Here is a 16,865-nt window from a genome sequence, read left to right on the forward strand (position 1 = left end):
ACCGGCACATGCCCCACCTGCCACCGCGACATACCCGCCACCGCCGTACGACCAGAACACCACCCACCCGAACCAACCTAACGAAGTACTACTAGTACATCGAGATCTGATCCGTCATGACGGCTGACCTGCGGTGATCTCCTGGAAGGCCTTCTGAGCTGGGCTTTTGGCTTTCGCTGGTTCTCATCGTTTCGCGCTGCTTCTCGTGCCCATGTGCCCTGGATGTGCCCTGCGCTTCCAGATCTGCTGGGCTGTTACCGCCGGGCCCCGGCTGCGCGAAAACTGCTCGATCATGAGACTGAGCGATGGCTACGCTGGCGAGCGTCTCGCACTACCTGTCGCTGTCTTCGGTGCTTTCACGGCACAGAGACGAAACAAGGCAGGAGGCCGGTTCCGTGGCGATCCCCAAGAAGGGCTCCAGGCTGATCAGCGTCGACGGCACCGTCTATCGCTGGCGAATCCGCCACAACCCCACGTACTCCCAGGCAAACAGTTGGGGACCGCTGACCTATGCGGTGGAGCCGGCTGAGGGACATGGGCGGGTTCTCGTGGTGGAGCTTCCCCGCTCTCGACCGGACGCCTGGCTCGGGGAGCGAACGATGACCGTACGGCCGGCTCTCGTGGCGGCGACCATACGCGGAGCCCTTGACCGCGGCTGGGATCCCTCGCAGGCAGGCAGCGCCTTCACTCTCAATCTCACCGAAGATGAGCTGAGCGACGCGATGAACGGTCATCCGCCTTCTCGAATAGTCCCCTTCGTGCCCGTGTGGCCGATTTAAAAGACACCCGCTTTAGGAGAGCGGCGCTTCTGTGGTCCGGTGCGCTGGGTGACCTGCGGGGATGCAAGCATCGATAGAACCATGCTTTGATCATCTCGCGTATGTCCCACACCTGGAGGTTATCGGGAGGAGCAGCTCTAGCTTTGTGCTGCACGTGCAGCCGCCACTCGAAACGGGGACATCTTCTTCACAATGAGTGCCCAGTACGCATGGTCTGAACACTTCCCCGCAAGGCATCCGTGTGGAGCTGCAGCCGAGTTACCGGCAGTGTCTCCTGTTCGCCAACGGGTGGGGCAGTGACGATGCCTGCTGCCTGTTGCGTGTCGAAGAAGTCGGCTGACTCCGTGATGTCGACCCTCCGGTCACCGAGAGCTGGTCGGCACCCAAGCTCGAGAGCTCCTGGAGCGTGCCCGACGAGCTCTACTTCGTCTACGGACAGGAGCAGGAATCCATCTATTACAGGGGAGTATGTGCCCGACACCCTTCTGATCGGATACTAGGGTGATGGGGTGGCTCTCCTCAATCCCTACGTCAGCACCGGTGAAGGTGAGCGGGAAGCCTGGTATCTCGAACCGGGGCTGCCTGGGGCCAACCGTTACAGGTCCTTCGGGGACCTCGCAATGGGCGAGCTGCGAATGCGACATGCACGCTGATATCCCTTTCATTGTTGCAGTGCGACCTGCGCTCCGCATAACTCGTACTTGCTGGATCCAAAGCAGCCCTTGATCGATCATGGCCGATCGAGGCTTACACTGTGGCCGTCTGCCAGGCCGAGTACGCCAAGATGGCGTTAGCTGCGCGGGAGCATGATGGGTGTATGAGGGGCAAGCTTGTGTAACAGCGGGCGGCTGCATCGTCAGCGCGAGATCATCAATATTGCGAAGGTAATGCGGCTGCTCTGATCGCAGGAGTGGTGGGTTAATTCGTGCATTGCGTAGCACCAGCCCCAAGTGAGCGACGCATTTTCGGGCACCTACAGGTCTGAATAGGCCCAGGTCGGGCCAAGAATCGCAGTTTTCGTACGCTATATTCTCCTTTCCCGCGCCGATTTGTGCCAAGCCACCTGACCGCCGCCTAGTGAAGGTCGTCAGCGTGACGCTTGAAGGAGGCTTCTAGTTAACAAAGACTCTGGTGCTTCCGCGAGGATCGGAGGTTCACGAACACCTGAGTAGCAAAAGTAAAGTTCGCTCCTTGCGCGCGTGGTAAGCACGTAATACATCATTCTGATTTCAGCGGAAGTCGGGTCGTCTCGATCTAGGTGAGTATCGGGAATGATCACAGTGTCGAATTCGAGGCCCTTGATGCTTGCCCGATTAATTAACCGAATACCGGAACGGGTAGGATCGATGGTGCGGTGGCGGTCCGTGGGCGCTCCGCCAACATAGATCTGTGGGCGTAGTCCATGCCCTATTCGCTCAAGATCGGCAAGTAGCTCCTGCTGCATCCTCGTGTGTTTGAGGACGACTCCGACGCTCAGCCTTCGACGTGCAGAGGCGTAATCTGCAAGCCATTGAACAAAGGGCCGTCGCTGGTCGGGAAGATGGAGAAGGACAGGCGTGGGCCCGTTGCGGATTGGCAGAGGTAAGGTGTGGAAGCCGACGGAGTACCGTATCGCTAATTCTGCCACTGGCCTGGGGTTGCGTAAGTTCTCAATGATCTCGTGGCGGGTGCAGCGCCCGAGAGCGGTCTCGATCTCGTTAAGAGTGCTCTGAGTATCGGTAATACGCTGATACTCATCCGCGAACACGATGATTTGAGCCCCGATGAGACGGCACAGTTGATAGAACTGTGGCGGTAAGTCTTGCCCCTCATCTACGACGAAAGTCTGTTCACGGCGGCCAGCGTTCTGCAGCGAGGCTCTGACGAGTTCTGTCCAGTCAAACTGGCCTGATCGCACACTTAGAGAGCTTCCGGTCGATTGGCGATACCAGGCATGGACCCAGGCGTGGAACGTTAGGACCTCGATATCGGCCCCGAGCCCGGCCGCATCTGCATTGAGATGCTGCTTTAGCAGCTTGGAATGGGCGAGCAGAGTGGTGGGCTCGCCCATGAGGCGTGCTTGAGCCGCATGGTGCACTGCGAGAAGACTCTTGCCCGAGCCAGGAGGCCCGCTCACCACATGATGGCCGGGCTCCTTCAGCCGCTTCAAGAGGAGCTGTTGTTCGACGGTCAGGTCGAGGAAAGGGATGGTCATCGGCCGTTCCCGAGCTGATCCGCTATAACTGCGGCCTCCTTTCGGGCCGCCTCGACGACTAGTTCGAAGAACCCAGGAATGCCTGCACCGCCGACCACGAGCATCCGATCCAAGAGGACGTTCCCTACCTCGCAACTCGTCTCCGGGACGAGGGCGCACGCGTGGCAGGCAGCCAAGTTGAGTCCCGCGAACCCCTGGCCGGTGTGTTCGGAGCACAGTGGATCTGCGGAGCACCACGCCGCCTGTTCGAGCAGCCGCAGCAGGGTTTCGGCGAGTCGGTCGGATTCGCCTTGCCGAGCCAGGCCTCCTAGCGTTCCGTCCGCGTCGCCGGACGCCGTGTAGATCAAGAGGCCGTACTGAGCTTCGCCTGCCGAGGAGGATCTCGCGTAAACACGTTCACGCAGCGACGCCGCACTGTACCCCGATTCGAAAGAGAGCTGGCGGATCAGAAGATGCCCGAGCGTGTGCAAGAGCGGCAGCCTAGGCAGAAGGTTGGGCCCGGTGAATGCCGCGAGCCGGTCCTTCTGAAAGGAGGTGTCCAGGGCGTACGCTAGCCCGGCGGTACGCGCCCGAACGGCGTCTTGGTTTTCCCACGTCGTCAGCAGGCTTTCCTCAAGAGTAAGGAAGACGCCCTCGCCGAAGACCTCGACGGCGGGGAGCCAGCGCCGTGTGCGGGTGAGGTCTACCGGGACGAACTTCTGGTCTGGGGACAGCCGACTGAATCCGCGGAAGGCTCTGACCTCGCGCAGCCTGTCCGCCACGATGACTCGTGTAATCCGCGACGAGAGGTCCGTCCACGGGTGTTCATGGCCTTCGGCGAACTCGACCTCCCGGATCGCGAAGTGGCGGATCGGGTCAGTCAGCTTCCCGGTAAAAGCCTCCCACTCCTCCCAGCTCAGGTCGACGACGTCTGACGCTTCGGCCGAAGGTGCTGGATTCGCCGCAGAGCTGAGCACCTGGCCGGTTTCCTCTTCGATTAACGCGTGCATCAAGGCGAGGTCGGCCCCTGTTACCTCCGCGATCAGGTCGATCAGCGCCGACGCGTTGGAGCTGTTCAGGTTTTGGCAGAGCATCGGCCAGAAGTCATGGTTCCGGACCTTCTCCGCAATCTCCCCGTTGATCGACGATGGTGTGATCGGGGTAGGAATGTCGAGAGCAGAATGAACGACGGCGTAGTGAACATTGCCGGCGGTCCTCTGCACGACCTGAATACGTTGGGGACAGTTCACGCGGTCCTGCAGTCGTTGCCAGGGGTTGCGGCCGCCGCAGCGCATTGCCTGAGCGCCGAGAATGTCGAGAAGGTCACGGCGCGCGGCCTTGCAGGTGTCGTTGCGGCAACGCACCGCGAGTGCTTCGAGGCCGGTCGCGTTCTCACCCGCCTCGAAGCTCAACCGCTGTCTGTCGGGGCAACTCTCTCGCTCTTCTGGGCTGAGCATCGAATGCGCCCAATACCACCAGCTGACGTCGCCGAGATGCCCGTCGGCGCAGATCTGCACGAAGCGCATCGGGCTGAGCTTGTGCTTGGGATGGCAGAATGGACAGTTTGGCGGAGAGCCGAATTTCTCCATCTCGATGCGCCACCGTGTCATGCGGCGACACGCCCCGCAAAACAGCCAGCCGGGGAACCTGATGAAGGCCGGGCCGAATGCGTCAGGGACGTCGAAATCGGCCACTGGAGCTGATGGCGCCGAGTAGAGTCCTGTCGCTTTGAGCCGCTGGGCGAGCCGCGGAGCCGAGATCGTCTGGAGTTTGCCAGGGGCGGGCCAGTTCTCGATACCGGCTGCGACGAAGGACTCTCCCTGAACGTCGATGATTGCGCCTGGGCCGAAAGGGTGGATGGTCTGAGCTTGACGTACGCGCAGCCGACGCTCACTCATCAGCCAGCACCTTTCACAATCATTTGGCAGTCGGGATCGACGCTCCGCATGGAATGGTGGGTCACCCACACGCCGCCGACCCGGCCGAAGTCCTTGAGAAGGCTTAGGTGCTTCTTGCCAGCTGGCTTGTAGTAGAGCGACAGGCCCTTCTCTCGCGCTTCTCTAGCCCGCTCTCGCCAGTCTCGTAACAACTCATCAAGGTCGGCTTCGACCGCCGCCGCAGATTTCCGGTCGCAGCGTGCCGCCCAGTCAGCGATCTTCGCTGCGGCGTCGGCGAACTCCGTCGGGTAGTCGAGGATCAAGCCCGCCTGATTGTCGAGGGCCAGGCCCATCCCGTGCCGGACGAGAATCACTAGTACGGCGTGTAGTGCCCGACGGCGGGAGGGGATCGACCACGGAGTGACACTGGTCGGCTCGACGTTGCGGTACAGCGCACGGTGGAAGGGGCCGAATCCTTCGTAGTAGGAGCGGTCCCGCGATCTGGTCGCGTTGTAGAACGTGACGATGAGGCCCGGAACATCGTGGCGGCCGACTCGGCTGGTTGCCTGAATGTACTCGGTATTGGCCTTTGGCTGGCCGAGCATGAGCATCAAGGCTAGTCGTTTGCGGTCGACGCCGACTGAGAGCATGTTCGTGGAGACGACCAGCGACAGGCTTCCCCTGTCTGTGTAAGGAAGCTCCAAACGGTCCAAGAGTTTGGGCTGTTCAGCCCGTTCCATATTGCTGGACAGCTCCTCGACCTGGTTCCCGGGCAGGTCGCGGTGCTTGCCGTCCGAGCCGAAGGCGGCAAGCTGGGCGGGGATGTCGTCGCCCGCGGCGGTGTGCGTCCTTCCAAGCTCACGCATGCTGTGGTGGTAGGCGATCAGTGTCCAGTAATCATCCCTGTGTTCCTCCGACAGCTCCATCGGCGCTTGCAGGAGAGCTGCCGCAGCCACCGCAGTGGCGCGTCCGGCGGTGTGGCCCTGGGCCATCAGACCCGCATAGCTGCGGCCCGGAACACTTAGGTCCGGTTCAGCGAAGTAGGAGTACCGGGCGTCCAGACCGGCCGAGGGGAAGAGCTGAACGTCGCGGCCATAGATCTGGCGGACCTGTTCCCCGGCTCTGCGAATTGTAGCCGTGGAGGCGATAATCTTCGGCCCGCTGTCTTCGGTCTTGCAAAGCTCCACGACCGCAGATTCGTAGAGACCGGCGGTGGTGCCGAGTGGGCCGGTCAGCAAGTGCAGCTCATCTTGGATGACCAGTGACGGTGGCCGCCGACCGTCGGCACCGAACAGGCGCCCTGCCGAAGGTTCCCAGGCCAGACGGGCGAACTTGTCGACCGTGCCGAGAAGGAAGGTCGGCGGATTGTCGTAGATGTGGTCGTCGACGACCGCGACTGGCAGCTCATCGTGAAACCGGCAGTCGTCGCGGGGGCAGAAGAACTGGAATGAACTGTCCGAGGTTCGCACTCCATAGTCGCTGATGTCGGGCGATTTCGCTTCGGGCATGATGCGTGTCCCGCACCAGGGGCAGCGGTCGAGAATGAAGACGTCCTTAGGATGGCTCTCCCCGCGCAGCTGCCGGAAAGCGGCATTTGCCTTGTCGTATCGGTTTTCGGTGGTGCTCTGGCCCACCCAGAGCCCGATGGTGAACGGACCGCCCGGAATCGCGCCGTGGTTCTCCTGCCGGAGCCACTCAAGCGCGCATACCGTGGTGGCCGCCCGCTGGAACTGCTGGGTGGTCAGCAGGCTCAGCGTGTAGCGGCTCAGCACTGCCGTGCCTTCCCCGGAGGTGCCATACCTGAGCCTGCGCAGCACCATTTCGAAACAAGCGAGGAACAGATAGGCCTCGGTCTTCCCGCCGCCAGTCGGGAACCAGATCAGGTCAACGACCGTCCGGTCGGAGTGCTTCTCATCGATGAGTCCGCGCACAGAGAGCAGGAAGAAGGCGAGCTGGAACGGATGCCAGGAGGCCGTTTCCTTCGGCTTTGGATCGACGGGCGCTGCCTTGGCTCGCGGACGACGGCGCCCAGCGAGATCTGCCTCCGAGTGTCGCATCTGCAGGTGCATCGCATGGTTAGCCGCCTTGAAAGCGCGCAATGCATCGCCGGTAGGATCGGTAAACAGCTCCTCAACCCCTGCTTCCATGCGCTCGACCGCGACGCGCAGCCGCCACAGAATGCGGTCGGCGGCGTCCGCTCCCCATGGCGGAAGCTTGATCTTTATTTGCGCCTCGTACCAGGCCCGATAACCAGCTACGAACTCCCTCAGCTCAGCTTTGAGCACGTGATCGGGAAGGTCGAGATTGTAGAGTCGGGCGAGCCGCAGAGTCGGTGCTTTAAGCGGGCCGGCGGGCTTGACCTTCGGCACATCGGCGACTGGCAGCACTTGGCTGCGTAGGCCGACAGTCCGGCCCTTGGCGTCGGCTAGTTCATCGACGGCGCAGCTGTGGCCAACCGCGTGGGTCACAGCATGCAGGTACTGGAGCCGTAGTTCTTGTTCTTCCTCATCACGGCTAGTGAGTTGGACACTCGGATAGGGCAAGATCTCACCGTCAACGGGTCCGGCCTCGAGCGAGACCTGGAAGAGCATGTCGTCCCACTTCGGTGGCGTACGCACTCCCGGAATCTGTTTGATGGCTTCGGCCGCGTTGACCAGAGCGACGGTAACCAGACGTCGGCCCGCGAACACCCGCCAACGCACTCGCACGAGACCCCGCCCCCCGAACACCGGGCGCTCCCTCGTATCCAATGAGACAGTGATCTCCTCGTCCGGCAGGGGCTCGCGTTGCCATGTGCGCCGGCTGCCCGGATGAGTGACGTACCGAGCGGCCCTGCACACCACCTGTAGCTGCGTGGCATCGGTGAACAACGAAATACCCAGCGAGGACGGAAGCCAGGCGTTGGCGCCGGGTAGTGGGTCGGCTCCGTCGGCTACGTTCTCCTCGTTCGGCATCTCCGGCCCGGTGCCATCGGGCTCCTCTGCCGAGAACAGCGAGAGCTCTTGTCGATCTTCATCCTGTGGATAGAGGGTCCCCATTAGGTAGCGGCGGTCGGGGGGTACCTCAATCAGTTCCCTGTCCCCATCCGCTGGTCCAACCAACTGCCGTCGCAGATAGTCGAGCACCTCGTCGCGCGCCAACATCGGCCTTCCCTCCCGCGCATGCCTGGATACGGGAGACTAACAACGAAAGGCTCGCACGGTGACGAAATGCCGCCCGATGCTAGTGAACTGTAACTGCCTTCTGGCACTGTGCCTTTCATGACGCATTCCCCCGAGGTTTCCGCGACATCAGCGAAGCGCTTGGAGCAGACGCTCGACCTCGTCAAGCAGTGCGCGGCAGACAGAACGGTCACCCGGGACGTCCTCGACCAGGTGGCCGTCATGGCAGGGCTGACGGACGAAGAACTCTCGATGCTCCCTCAGACTGTACTGAGCGACGGCATCCTCATCATCGAGGCCGCAGTCGGCTCCTCGCCTGCGGAAGAGGCTCGAGAGCCTGCGACGGCTCCCCCTGCCGTGCTCGATCTAGAGGCCGCCGCGGCCGCAGCCTGGCGTGTTATGGAACGTGACAGGACACAGCTGCATCCGGAAAGGCGCCTGCTCACGGCCGAACAGGAAGTGGGCTTGTGGTTCCTGTTGCGCGGAGGGCACGAGCGCCTCGAGGAGGAGCCGGATGATGCCGTGTTCGCGCGTATCCCCGTGGACGATCCGCGTCGCCGCGCCCGTGACGCGTTCGTTCTACACAATCTGAGACTCGTCCATAGCCTTGTGCCGGGTTGGTGCGATCAGGGCCTGGATTATGAGGATCTCTTCCAGCACGGAGTCCTGGGTCTTATGCACGCAGTCTGCAAGTTCGATGGTCGCCGGGGTCTGAAGTTCTCCACCTATGCGACGTGGTGGATTCGGCAGTCGTTGAGCCGGGCCGTCGCCGACACCGGAGCGGCAATTCGTATCCCGGTCCATCTGCACGACTCCATGCGCAAGGTCTCGGCGACGGAGTCCCGGCTACGTCGCGAGGGCCGGAAGAGCTCGGCCGTTGATGTCGCGATGACCTGCGGACTGACGGTGCCGGAGGTTGAGAAGATCCGCAAGCTCAGCCGAGTCACCGATTCCTGCGACCGGGTAGTCAGGGATGGTGTGGCGCTCGGTGAGCTCCTCAGGGGTAACAGTGTTCTCGGTCCTGAAGATGTGCTGCGCCACAAGTGGTCGAGGGAGGCCATCGAGTGCCTTTTGGTCGAGCTGCCTCCTCGTGAGGCGGACGTCTTGCGCCGTCGGATAGGTCTCGTTGACGGTGACATCGAAACGCTGGATCGGATCGGCGTTAGCTATAACGTCACCCGCGAGCGGATACGCCAGCTGGAGGTACGCGCGCTAAAACACATCCGGCAACAGCATTCTCGCCTCCAATGAGGCGATAAAGGCCCCGACAGGCGCCGGATTTCGGTAAAGTCCGCACGAGTCGGCCCGTGCCTGACTCCCCCTATAAGGCCGGGCATCAGCGAGGAACATGGAGCACAACAACCAGCAGGGTTCATTCGGCGAGTCGGTGGTTGCGGTCCTCGCCGCAGCGGGCGGCTACTCGCACGGGAAGCCGGTCCCGGACAACGGAATCGATCTATACGTGGCGCGTCACGATCCCGACCCTGAGGTCGATGCCCGCATCGAGCTCCAGATTAAGACCACTCGGGTCCCCGACCCCATGAACATCGGAGACGGGGTGAGTGTCCGTCTCGACTTCAAGCGGTTCCGGCAGCTTACCGGGCTAAGACAGGTACCTGCGTACCTCGTCGCCGTCGTCACTCCCCCGCAGACCGCTCACTATGTGGCGGTGACGGCCGAGTGCATCCGGTTGAACCACTGTGCTTACTGGGTATCGCTGGCCGATAGCCCGGTCACGGCCGAAATGGCAGGGCAGAAGACCGTCAGCGTTCTCGTCCCGAGTAAGAACCTACTGACCGTGGAAACCATCGGCCAACTCTTAGACTTGGGCATCGGCTGATGATGTCAGATGAATTGTCTCTCGCCGAGCTCAGTCGGCTCCAACCACGCGACATCGCGCGCTACCTGCGGACCAGCGGCTGGGTTGAGGCAGGACGCGTCCGGTACGCCATGCGCTGGACACTCGAGACCGCCGACTCGCCCGCCAGGGTCCTCCTCCCCGCGCTCATTACCCTGACCGACTACGCGACTCGTGTCGCGGACTTGCTGTACGCCGTCGCTAGTGTTGAAAACCGTCCGGCGCGAGCCGTCTACACCGACATGGCGCTCATCGATGCCGACACCCAGCGCGTCATCGTCCGCACCAACGCCCCACCGGGGACGGTCGCTGTCGCCGACGGCTTGACGACGACTGCCGGCATCAACCATCTCCTCCTCAGTGCCGCTACCTCCGAGGCCTTGGGCGAAAACCGTTTTGTTCTGCCGGGGAAGAAACCAAAACGGGCGAGGGATCTTCTTGCTCAGGCCCTTTTGGAACCCGGAAGTGAGGTGTTCACTATCCGGATCCCGCTCTCCCCGATATCAGGCCAGCTTCCCCTTCGCCACATGAGTCTGCCGGAGCCACCGTTCGGTCGACGTGTCTCTCAACTCCTTTACCGGGCGGCCTGGGCAGCACACGACGCCGCCGCGCGATCATTGGCCACGCAAGACCTGAACGGCTTCGCGGCCGGTGTCAACTCTGGCGTGACGGCGGATTTGTGCGCGGCTCTGGCCGCACTGGGCAGCACGGCACGTGACGGTTTCGCCGTCCGGTTCGGCTGGGCCTCCAAGTGGTCTATCCCTCAGACCTACAACCGACCGACGATCACCTTTGGGCGTGCATTGCTGCCAGTCCTCACCGAGGCCGCAGACTTCCTGCGCATGCGGAACACCGCACACCACGCGCACGCGACGGTCACCGGGCCTGTCGTCGCGCTCCGCCAAGCCACCCAGAATAGTGGTGGCACGGTGACGATACTCGCAGGCCCAGGGTCTTCCTCTGACCTACTCGACCGGCGGGTGACTGTCCACCTGAGCGAGGACCGCTATCGGCAAGCGATTCGAGCCCACCTCCTCACGGAGTCCGTGACGTTCGACGGCGAGGTGACACAGCAGGGCAATGCGCTCGTCATGTCGGAACCGAACCCTCGTTAAGGCGGCGGCCTGTCATTGCCCCGGACTACGGTTGGCATAGATCGCAGACCCGCTGTAGGAGAGCGAGAGTGAATCCGTACGCATGCTCGGCTTGAACTGCAGATACTTCCCTGGCGGCTTCTCCGAAGTGCAAGATCATCCCGAATATGTCCCGGGCAGGAACGTACGCGGTCATGCGCATGCGATCCTGCTTGACAGCGGTGGCGTGGCTTCCCGCGCCAAGTGCCTCACTTCCGCTTTGCTTTTGCCCGACTTACGCGCTTTGCACCCGCTGATGCGGACAAGGCTCTGCCAGCCGCGTGAGCTCTGTAGATGGCTTCGTCGAACTCGGCGTCTGTGAGGCGGCGCGCCTCGATCTTGGTCGACGTTGCAGGGGTGGGCCAGGCGCCGCACGACCGGGCAGGGGCTGGCCCTGCGGGCGCGGATCGTGCTGGCCTACGCCGATGGCGGGAACAATATGGCGGTGGCCGGGCTGCTGGGCGTCCACCGTAGGACCGTGGCCCTGGCGCGGTCGATTCCTCCGCGACCGGCTGGAAGGCTTGAGCGACGAGCCTCGTCCCGGGGTGCCGCGCACCATCACCGATGCCCAGGTGGAAGACGTGGTGGTGCACACACTGGAGCAGGTGCCCGAGGGGGCACGCACTGGTCCAAGCGAGAACTGGCCGCTCAGGCGGGCATCTCACCCAGCAGTGTCCTGCGGATCTGGCGGGCCTTCGGCCTGCAGCCATGGCGGACCGAGACCTTCAAGATCTCTCCTGACCCTTTGCTGATCGACAAGATCAGGGATGTCGTCGGATTGTATCTGACCCCGTCGGCGAACGCGGTGGTGTTCGCGGTGGATGAGAAACCGCAGATCCAAGCCTTGGGCCGGACCGCACCGGTGATGCCGATGCTGCCGGGAGTGCCCGAGCGGCGCAGCTTCGGCTACATCCGGCACGGCACCATCGACCTGTTCGTAGTGCTGAACACCGCGACGGGCAAAGTGATCGGCACGCTGTCGGACCGCCATCGCTCCGTCGACTTCCGCGACTTCCTCGACGAGATCGACTGGCAGATCGAGCCCGGCCTGGCCGTTCATGTGATCTGCGACAACCTGTCGGCCTACATGGCGCCGGTGCTCCATGCCTGGCTGCCGACCCACCCGCGTTTCACCCTGCATTTCACCCCGACCTACTCCTCCTGGCTCAACCAGGTCGAGCGCTGGTTCGCCGAACTGCAACGCCGCTGCCTGGAACACGGCGTGTTCTGCTCACTCGACGCCCTCATGACCACCCTTGAGGACTGGATCAAGGTCTGCAACGACAACGCCAGACCCTTCAAGTGGACCAAGACCGCCGACCAGATCATCGACAGAATCTGCCGCTACTGCGACAGGATCTCCAGACTGGCTCACTAGAGGCGATGCACCGGCGCCCTCAGCGTGGGCTGACCCGCCGTGTCCCCGCGGCGGGCCCCGGGGCCGACCGCACAACCTTGGGGGGAACCCCCGTTATGCAAGGGCGATCTATCTGGGTGGTCGAGGTAGACCAAAGGCGATAGAACAGTGACATTCGGCTGACTGACGGGAAGATCGGTAAAGGAGGGCCAGCGCGTGGCTGCCGGTGAAGGGCGCTGGAACCAGGAGTTCCCCTCCCCGTTCCCGTGGGAGCAGGAGGGGCTCGACCATGTTCGGAGCCTCATGCCGGACGTTGAGCCATATCGGGCTTGGGCGACATTCACCTTCAGCACGCCCGACGGCAGGTCTCCTGAATGCGATCTTCTGGTCTGCGCGCCTGCCGGGCTGTTCCTGATCGAGATGAAGAGCCACCCGGGCAGGCTGGTCAACCACGGGGAGGACGGCAAGACGTGGATCTTCCACCGGCCGGGCGGCAAGACCAGCCGCATGACCAACCCGTTCCCGGCGACCAACCATAAGGCTAAGGAGCTGAAGGGGCGTCTGCGGTGGGCGGCCCGGGAACTCGGGGTGAAAGAGAACCTCATCCCGTTCATCGATGCAGCCGTCTTCCTCTCCGACCCCGGCCTGGTGGTCGACCTTGACCAGCAGCAGCGCATCAAGGTGTTCGGCAGGGAGGGAGGCACGAACGGCCTGCCCCAAATCTGGAGCGACCTGATCAACCGTCCGCCGCGAAGCCGGAACGATCAGGTCAAGCCGGAGTTCGATGTGCAGCTGTCCCGGTTGATGCGCAAGATCGGGGTCGAGGGGTCACGGCGCTTTCTCCAGATCGGCCGCTGGAAGATGGACAGCAAGCCCATCGACGCGGGCCCCGACTGGGAGGACCGGCTGGCGCGCGACGCGGACATGGCCGGAGATCAGCGCCGCATCCGCATCTACCTCTCGCGCAGGCTCGCCTCGGCCGAGGACCAGCGGACCACCGAGCGCGCCGCCCGGCGGGAGTACACGGCGCTGCTGGGCCTCACACACCGTGGCATCGTCCAAGTCGCCGACTACCAGGTGCACGAGGCCGGTCCGGCGGTGTTCTTCCGCCACAAAGAGAACGACGAGCGGCTTGACCGCTACCTCGACCAGTACGCCGAGACCATGGACCTCGCGGTTCGGCTCGACTTAGTGCGCCAGCTCGCCGAGGCGCTCAACTACGCCCACCAGCGACACCTCTACCATCGTGCCCTCGCCGCCCGCTGCGTGTGGGTGTCGGCGAAGCCGGACGGCAGCAGGCCGGTGCTCCGCATCGGCGACTGGCGCACCGCGACCCACACCTCCGACTCCACCGGGCTCGGCAGTCTGGAACCGACGTCGCTTTCCGGCCGGCAGGTATCGTCCGAGACTCACGTCTACCTCGCGCCGGAGTTCGACCAGCCTAACGCCGACCCACTTGGGATGGACGTGTTCGGGCTGGGTGCCCTGGCACATCTCATCGTCACGGGCAAGCCTCCGGCACCGGGCCGCAGGGAGATGGCCACGCGGCTGAAGACGGATTCCGGACTGCTGCTCAGCACATTGGCGGACGGCATCCCCGCGGCGCTGGACACGTTGGTGTGGCAGGCGACGCAGCCGAACTCGCAGAACCGTATCCACTACGTGCCCGATGTTCTGGCGTTCCTCGGGAAGCTCGACGAGGTCCAGCAGGAGTTCGCCCGAGCGGACGACGACGTTGATCCGCTGGACCTGGTCACCGGTCAGGTGATCGACGGGGAGTGGCAGGTCGTCCGGTCTCTCGGCACCGGCTCCACCGCCAAGGCGCTGCTGGTTAAACGGCTCGGCGAGATCACCGAGGAGGAGTTCAGGGTCCTGAAGGTCGCGCTGGACGAGGAGAAGGCCGAGACCTTGCGCGAGGAGGCCGCGGTGCTGCGTCTCCTACACGACTCCCACGTCGTGCGGTGGCTCGACGGCCCCATGCCGATCGCAGGACGCATGGTCATGGCCATCGAGCAGGCCGGTGAGGAGTCGCTCGGCCAGCGCATCCGTGACAAGGGCCCGTGCAGCATCCACGAGTTGGAGAGGTTCGGCGACGACCTCTTCGCCGCTCTGGACCATCTGGCGGGACGTCAGGTCTGGCACCGGGACATCAAGCCGGAGAACCTCGGCATCCGCCGCCGCCGCGACCGTTCGCAGGAACTCGTCCTCTTCGACTTCTCCCACTCCAGGGCCCCCGAGCGGGACGTGGCGGTGGGCACCCGCGCCTACATCGACCCCTTCATCGGTACCGATCGTCGCCCCGTCTACGACGGGCACGCCGAGTGGTATGCCGCGACGATCACCCTGCACGAGATGGCCTCAGGTGAGAAACCGGTGTGGGGCGGCGGCGACGCCGACCCGAAGTTCACCGATGAGGAACTGCCCGCGATCGCCGTCGAGGCGTTCGAAGCCGAGCTCCGCGACGGCCTGCACGGATTCTTCGCCAAGGCGCTGCACCGCGACACCGACAAGCGGTTCCAGACATTGCGGGAGATGCGCGACGCCTGGCGCGCGATCTTCACCCAGCTTGACGCCGAGCGTCCGCCCACCACGGCCGCCACCGCGACGACCGAGCCGGAGAGCACCGAGGAGGCGCGTGACCTCAACGCCGCCAAGGCCACCCTCACCACGCCGCTTCGCGAGGCAGGGCTGTCGCCGCGGGCCGTGGCGGCTGCGGCCGGTCTCGGCGCGCAGACGGTCGGCGAACTGCTGGCTGTGCCCGCCTACAAGGTGACGAAGGTCCGTGGGGTCGGCAGGACCATCCGCAACGAGCTGCTCCGCCGCATCCGCCAGTGGAAGCCGCTCGCCGACGCCGTCTCGGACACCGAGGCGGAACCGCCCCTGCGGATCAAGATCGGCTACCTCGACGACCTGGTCCTCTCCCTGCTGCCAGGGCGTGGTCACCGTACCTCGAAGGAGGCGGAGGCCGTACGGCTGTCGCTGGGCCTGCCCGATATGTCAGGCGGGTTCCCCGAGCTGGACCCCTGGCCGACGCAGAAGGCCGTGGGCGTGCTGATCGGGACCTCACAGGTGACCGTCTCCCGGCATTGGCGCACCTCCGGAGACCGATGGCTGATCGACGACCGCGTGACCGGGCTGCGTGAGGACGTCCTCGATCTCCTGAGCGAGGCGTCGCGCATCATGGAGGCCTCCGAGCTCGCGGCCGGGCTGCTCGAACGGCGTGGCGCGCGCGCCGAGGACGAGCGGACCCGGCTCGCGTACGCGTACGCGGCGGCGATGATCGCCGTGGAGACCGAGCGACGCACGGACAGACTCGGCGGTGACCAGCAGACCACGGAGCGGGCGGGCGGACCGGAGCCTCGTCTCGACCGGAGTCGGCACGGGACGAACATGATCATCGCGCTGGAGTCCCTGGACGACAAGTCGCTGCCCAACGGCATGGAGCTGATCGACTATGCGTCTCGCCTGGGCAGGCGCGCGGACGAGTTGGCCACGCTGGACCCGCTCCCCGGCCCGCTGACCGTGCTACGGGAGCTTCGCGGCAGCGTGAAGCCTCCGAGCGGCCTGCCGACGATCCCCGACAGTCGCCTGGTGGCCCTCGCCGCCGCGACCTCCGCCACGGCCGCGGCCACCGCCCGCCAGGAGCTCTACCCTCGTGATCTCGGCCTGGACCGGGCACTGAAACTCACTCAGGGCGCGATCAACCCGGGGTCCGACGGAATCGATCCCCAGAAGCTGCTGGCGCTCGTCAAAAGCCGCTTCCCTGAGTCCTCGTTCGGGCTAGGGCAGGACCCGACGCCGCGCCAGATCGAGGCGGCGCTGGTCACGGCGCTCGACAAGGCAGGGCTCGAGCTGATCCTGGAAGACGGCCGGTTTCACCGCAAGCCGGTTCCGGGAACGATCAGCGCGCTCTCGTTCTCGGCGAGTCGCACAAGGAGTGCGGTTCCCCGCCCGGCCGTGGTCGTGGATTCGGTCGCCATGCAGCGGCTCAGCGGTGCCGCCGGACGTGGCGGATTCCTCGCCCTCAACGTCGACCTGCGACGCGCCGACCTGGCCGTCCGGCTCCTTCCCGAGTCCCTTGAGGTGGAGCCGATCGACGTGGGAGGAGAATTCCTGCGCGCTCTGGCATACCTGGCGGGCGAGCGAGACCGGCCCTGGTCGGACCTGCTTCGCGCCGACGAACGGTTCAGCCGGGACGGTGTCATCCCGCGCGGGCTCGCCAGCTACGTGCGCGTGGCCTGGCAGCGAGTCGCCACGCGATTGGCGCAGCCATCGGGGACGGTGCTGTTGCACAATGCCGGAGTGCTCGCCCGTTATCCGGGCGGGCGGGAGCTTCTGGTCGACATCCAGCAATCGACGCGGTTCGGGCGCGGCGGGCCGCGCGGTGTGTGGCTGCTCTGCCCGACCGGTACGCCCAGACAGCGGCCCACCTTGGACGGTCTGGTGGTCGAGGTCATCGGCGAGAACGAATGGCTGGAGCTCACCGCCGACCTGCTCGGGTCGCTGAGTGAGAAAGCAGCGTAGGCG

General features: G+C 64.3%; 8 protein-coding genes and 1 pseudogene. 6 read left to right on the top strand and 3 right to left on the bottom strand.

Annotated features, from left to right (window positions below):
• The first annotated feature begins 305 nt into the window (after nucleotides 1-305).
• Nucleotides 306-779 (top strand): hypothetical protein, encoded by a 474-nt coding sequence (locus tag ABT053_RS39580; protein ID WP_350976505.1) that lies wholly within the window; start codon nucleotides 306-308, stop codon nucleotides 777-779.
• Between the two features lie 1,087 nt (nucleotides 780-1,866).
• On the opposite strand, the gene ABT053_RS39585 is transcribed toward ABT053_RS39580, so the two are convergent.
• From ABT053_RS39585 to ABT053_RS39595, 3 genes are read right to left on the bottom strand one after another with little or no spacing between them, the layout of a single operon-like run.
• Nucleotides 1,867-2,973, bottom strand: coding sequence for a DEAD/DEAH box helicase (locus ABT053_RS39585; RefSeq protein ID WP_350976507.1), 1,107 nt, complete (start codon nucleotides 2,971-2,973; stop codon nucleotides 1,867-1,869).
• Nucleotides 2,970-4,850, bottom strand: a complete 1,881-nt coding sequence (gene drmB, locus ABT053_RS39590; RefSeq protein ID WP_350976510.1) for a DrmB family protein — start codon at nucleotides 4,848-4,850, stop codon at nucleotides 2,970-2,972. Before drmB ends, ABT053_RS39585 begins: the two co-directional genes overlap by 4 nt.
• Nucleotides 4,850-7,972, bottom strand: a complete 3,123-nt coding sequence (locus ABT053_RS39595; RefSeq protein WP_350976513.1) for a helicase-related protein — start codon at nucleotides 7,970-7,972, stop codon at nucleotides 4,850-4,852. Before ABT053_RS39595 ends, drmB begins: the two co-directional genes overlap by 1 nt.
• A 117-nt stretch (nucleotides 7,973-8,089) precedes the next feature.
• Here ABT053_RS39595 and ABT053_RS39600 point away from each other — a divergent pair, with 117 nt between their 5' ends.
• From ABT053_RS39600 to pglW, 5 genes and pseudogenes are all read left to right on the top strand, one after another.
• Nucleotides 8,090-9,241, top strand: a complete 1,152-nt coding sequence (locus ABT053_RS39600) for a sigma-70 family RNA polymerase sigma factor (RefSeq protein WP_350976514.1) — start codon at nucleotides 8,090-8,092, stop codon at nucleotides 9,239-9,241.
• A 97-nt stretch (nucleotides 9,242-9,338) separates the two neighbouring features.
• A complete protein-coding gene (locus tag ABT053_RS39605; RefSeq protein ID WP_350976515.1) occupies nucleotides 9,339-9,830 on the top strand; it encodes a DUF4365 domain-containing protein in 492 nt (163 codons plus the stop codon).
• Between the two features lie 110 nt (nucleotides 9,831-9,940).
• On the top strand, nucleotides 9,941-10,963 hold the full coding sequence (locus ABT053_RS39610) for a hypothetical protein (RefSeq protein ID WP_350976518.1): 1,023 nt from the start codon (nucleotides 9,941-9,943) through the stop codon (nucleotides 10,961-10,963).
• A 367-nt stretch (nucleotides 10,964-11,330) separates the two neighbouring features.
• Nucleotides 11,331-12,359, top strand: a pseudogene (locus ABT053_RS39615) (IS630 family transposase).
• A gap of 195 nt (nucleotides 12,360-12,554) precedes the next feature.
• A complete protein-coding gene (gene pglW / locus ABT053_RS39620; RefSeq protein ID WP_350976521.1) occupies nucleotides 12,555-16,862 on the top strand; it encodes a BREX system serine/threonine kinase PglW in 4,308 nt (1,435 codons plus the stop codon).
• The last annotated feature ends 3 nt before the right edge of the window (nucleotides 16,863-16,865 follow it).

It is taken from the genome of Streptosporangium sp. NPDC002524 (genome assembly GCF_040295985.1).
Lineage (GTDB): Bacteria > Actinomycetota > Actinomycetes > Streptosporangiales > Streptosporangiaceae > Streptosporangium.

Excerpts from the sequence above, each read along its gene's own strand:
- ABT053_RS39580 (WP_350976505.1), top strand. The coding sequence starts at position 306 with ATGGCTACGCTGGCGAGCGTCTCGCACTACCTGTCGCTGTCTTCGGTG.
- ABT053_RS39585 (WP_350976507.1), bottom strand. The coding sequence starts at position 2,973 with ATGACCATCCCTTTCCTCGACCTGACCGTCGAACAACAGCTCCTCTTG.
- drmB (WP_350976510.1), bottom strand. The coding sequence starts at position 4,850 with ATGAGTGAGCGTCGGCTGCGCGTACGTCAAGCTCAGACCATCCACCCT.
- ABT053_RS39595 (WP_350976513.1), bottom strand. The coding sequence starts at position 7,972 with ATGTTGGCGCGCGACGAGGTGCTCGACTATCTGCGACGGCAGTTGGTT.
- ABT053_RS39600 (WP_350976514.1), top strand. The coding sequence starts at position 8,090 with ATGACGCATTCCCCCGAGGTTTCCGCGACATCAGCGAAGCGCTTGGAG.
- ABT053_RS39605 (WP_350976515.1), top strand. The coding sequence starts at position 9,339 with ATGGAGCACAACAACCAGCAGGGTTCATTCGGCGAGTCGGTGGTTGCG.
- ABT053_RS39610 (WP_350976518.1), top strand. The coding sequence starts at position 9,941 with ATGCGCTGGACACTCGAGACCGCCGACTCGCCCGCCAGGGTCCTCCTC.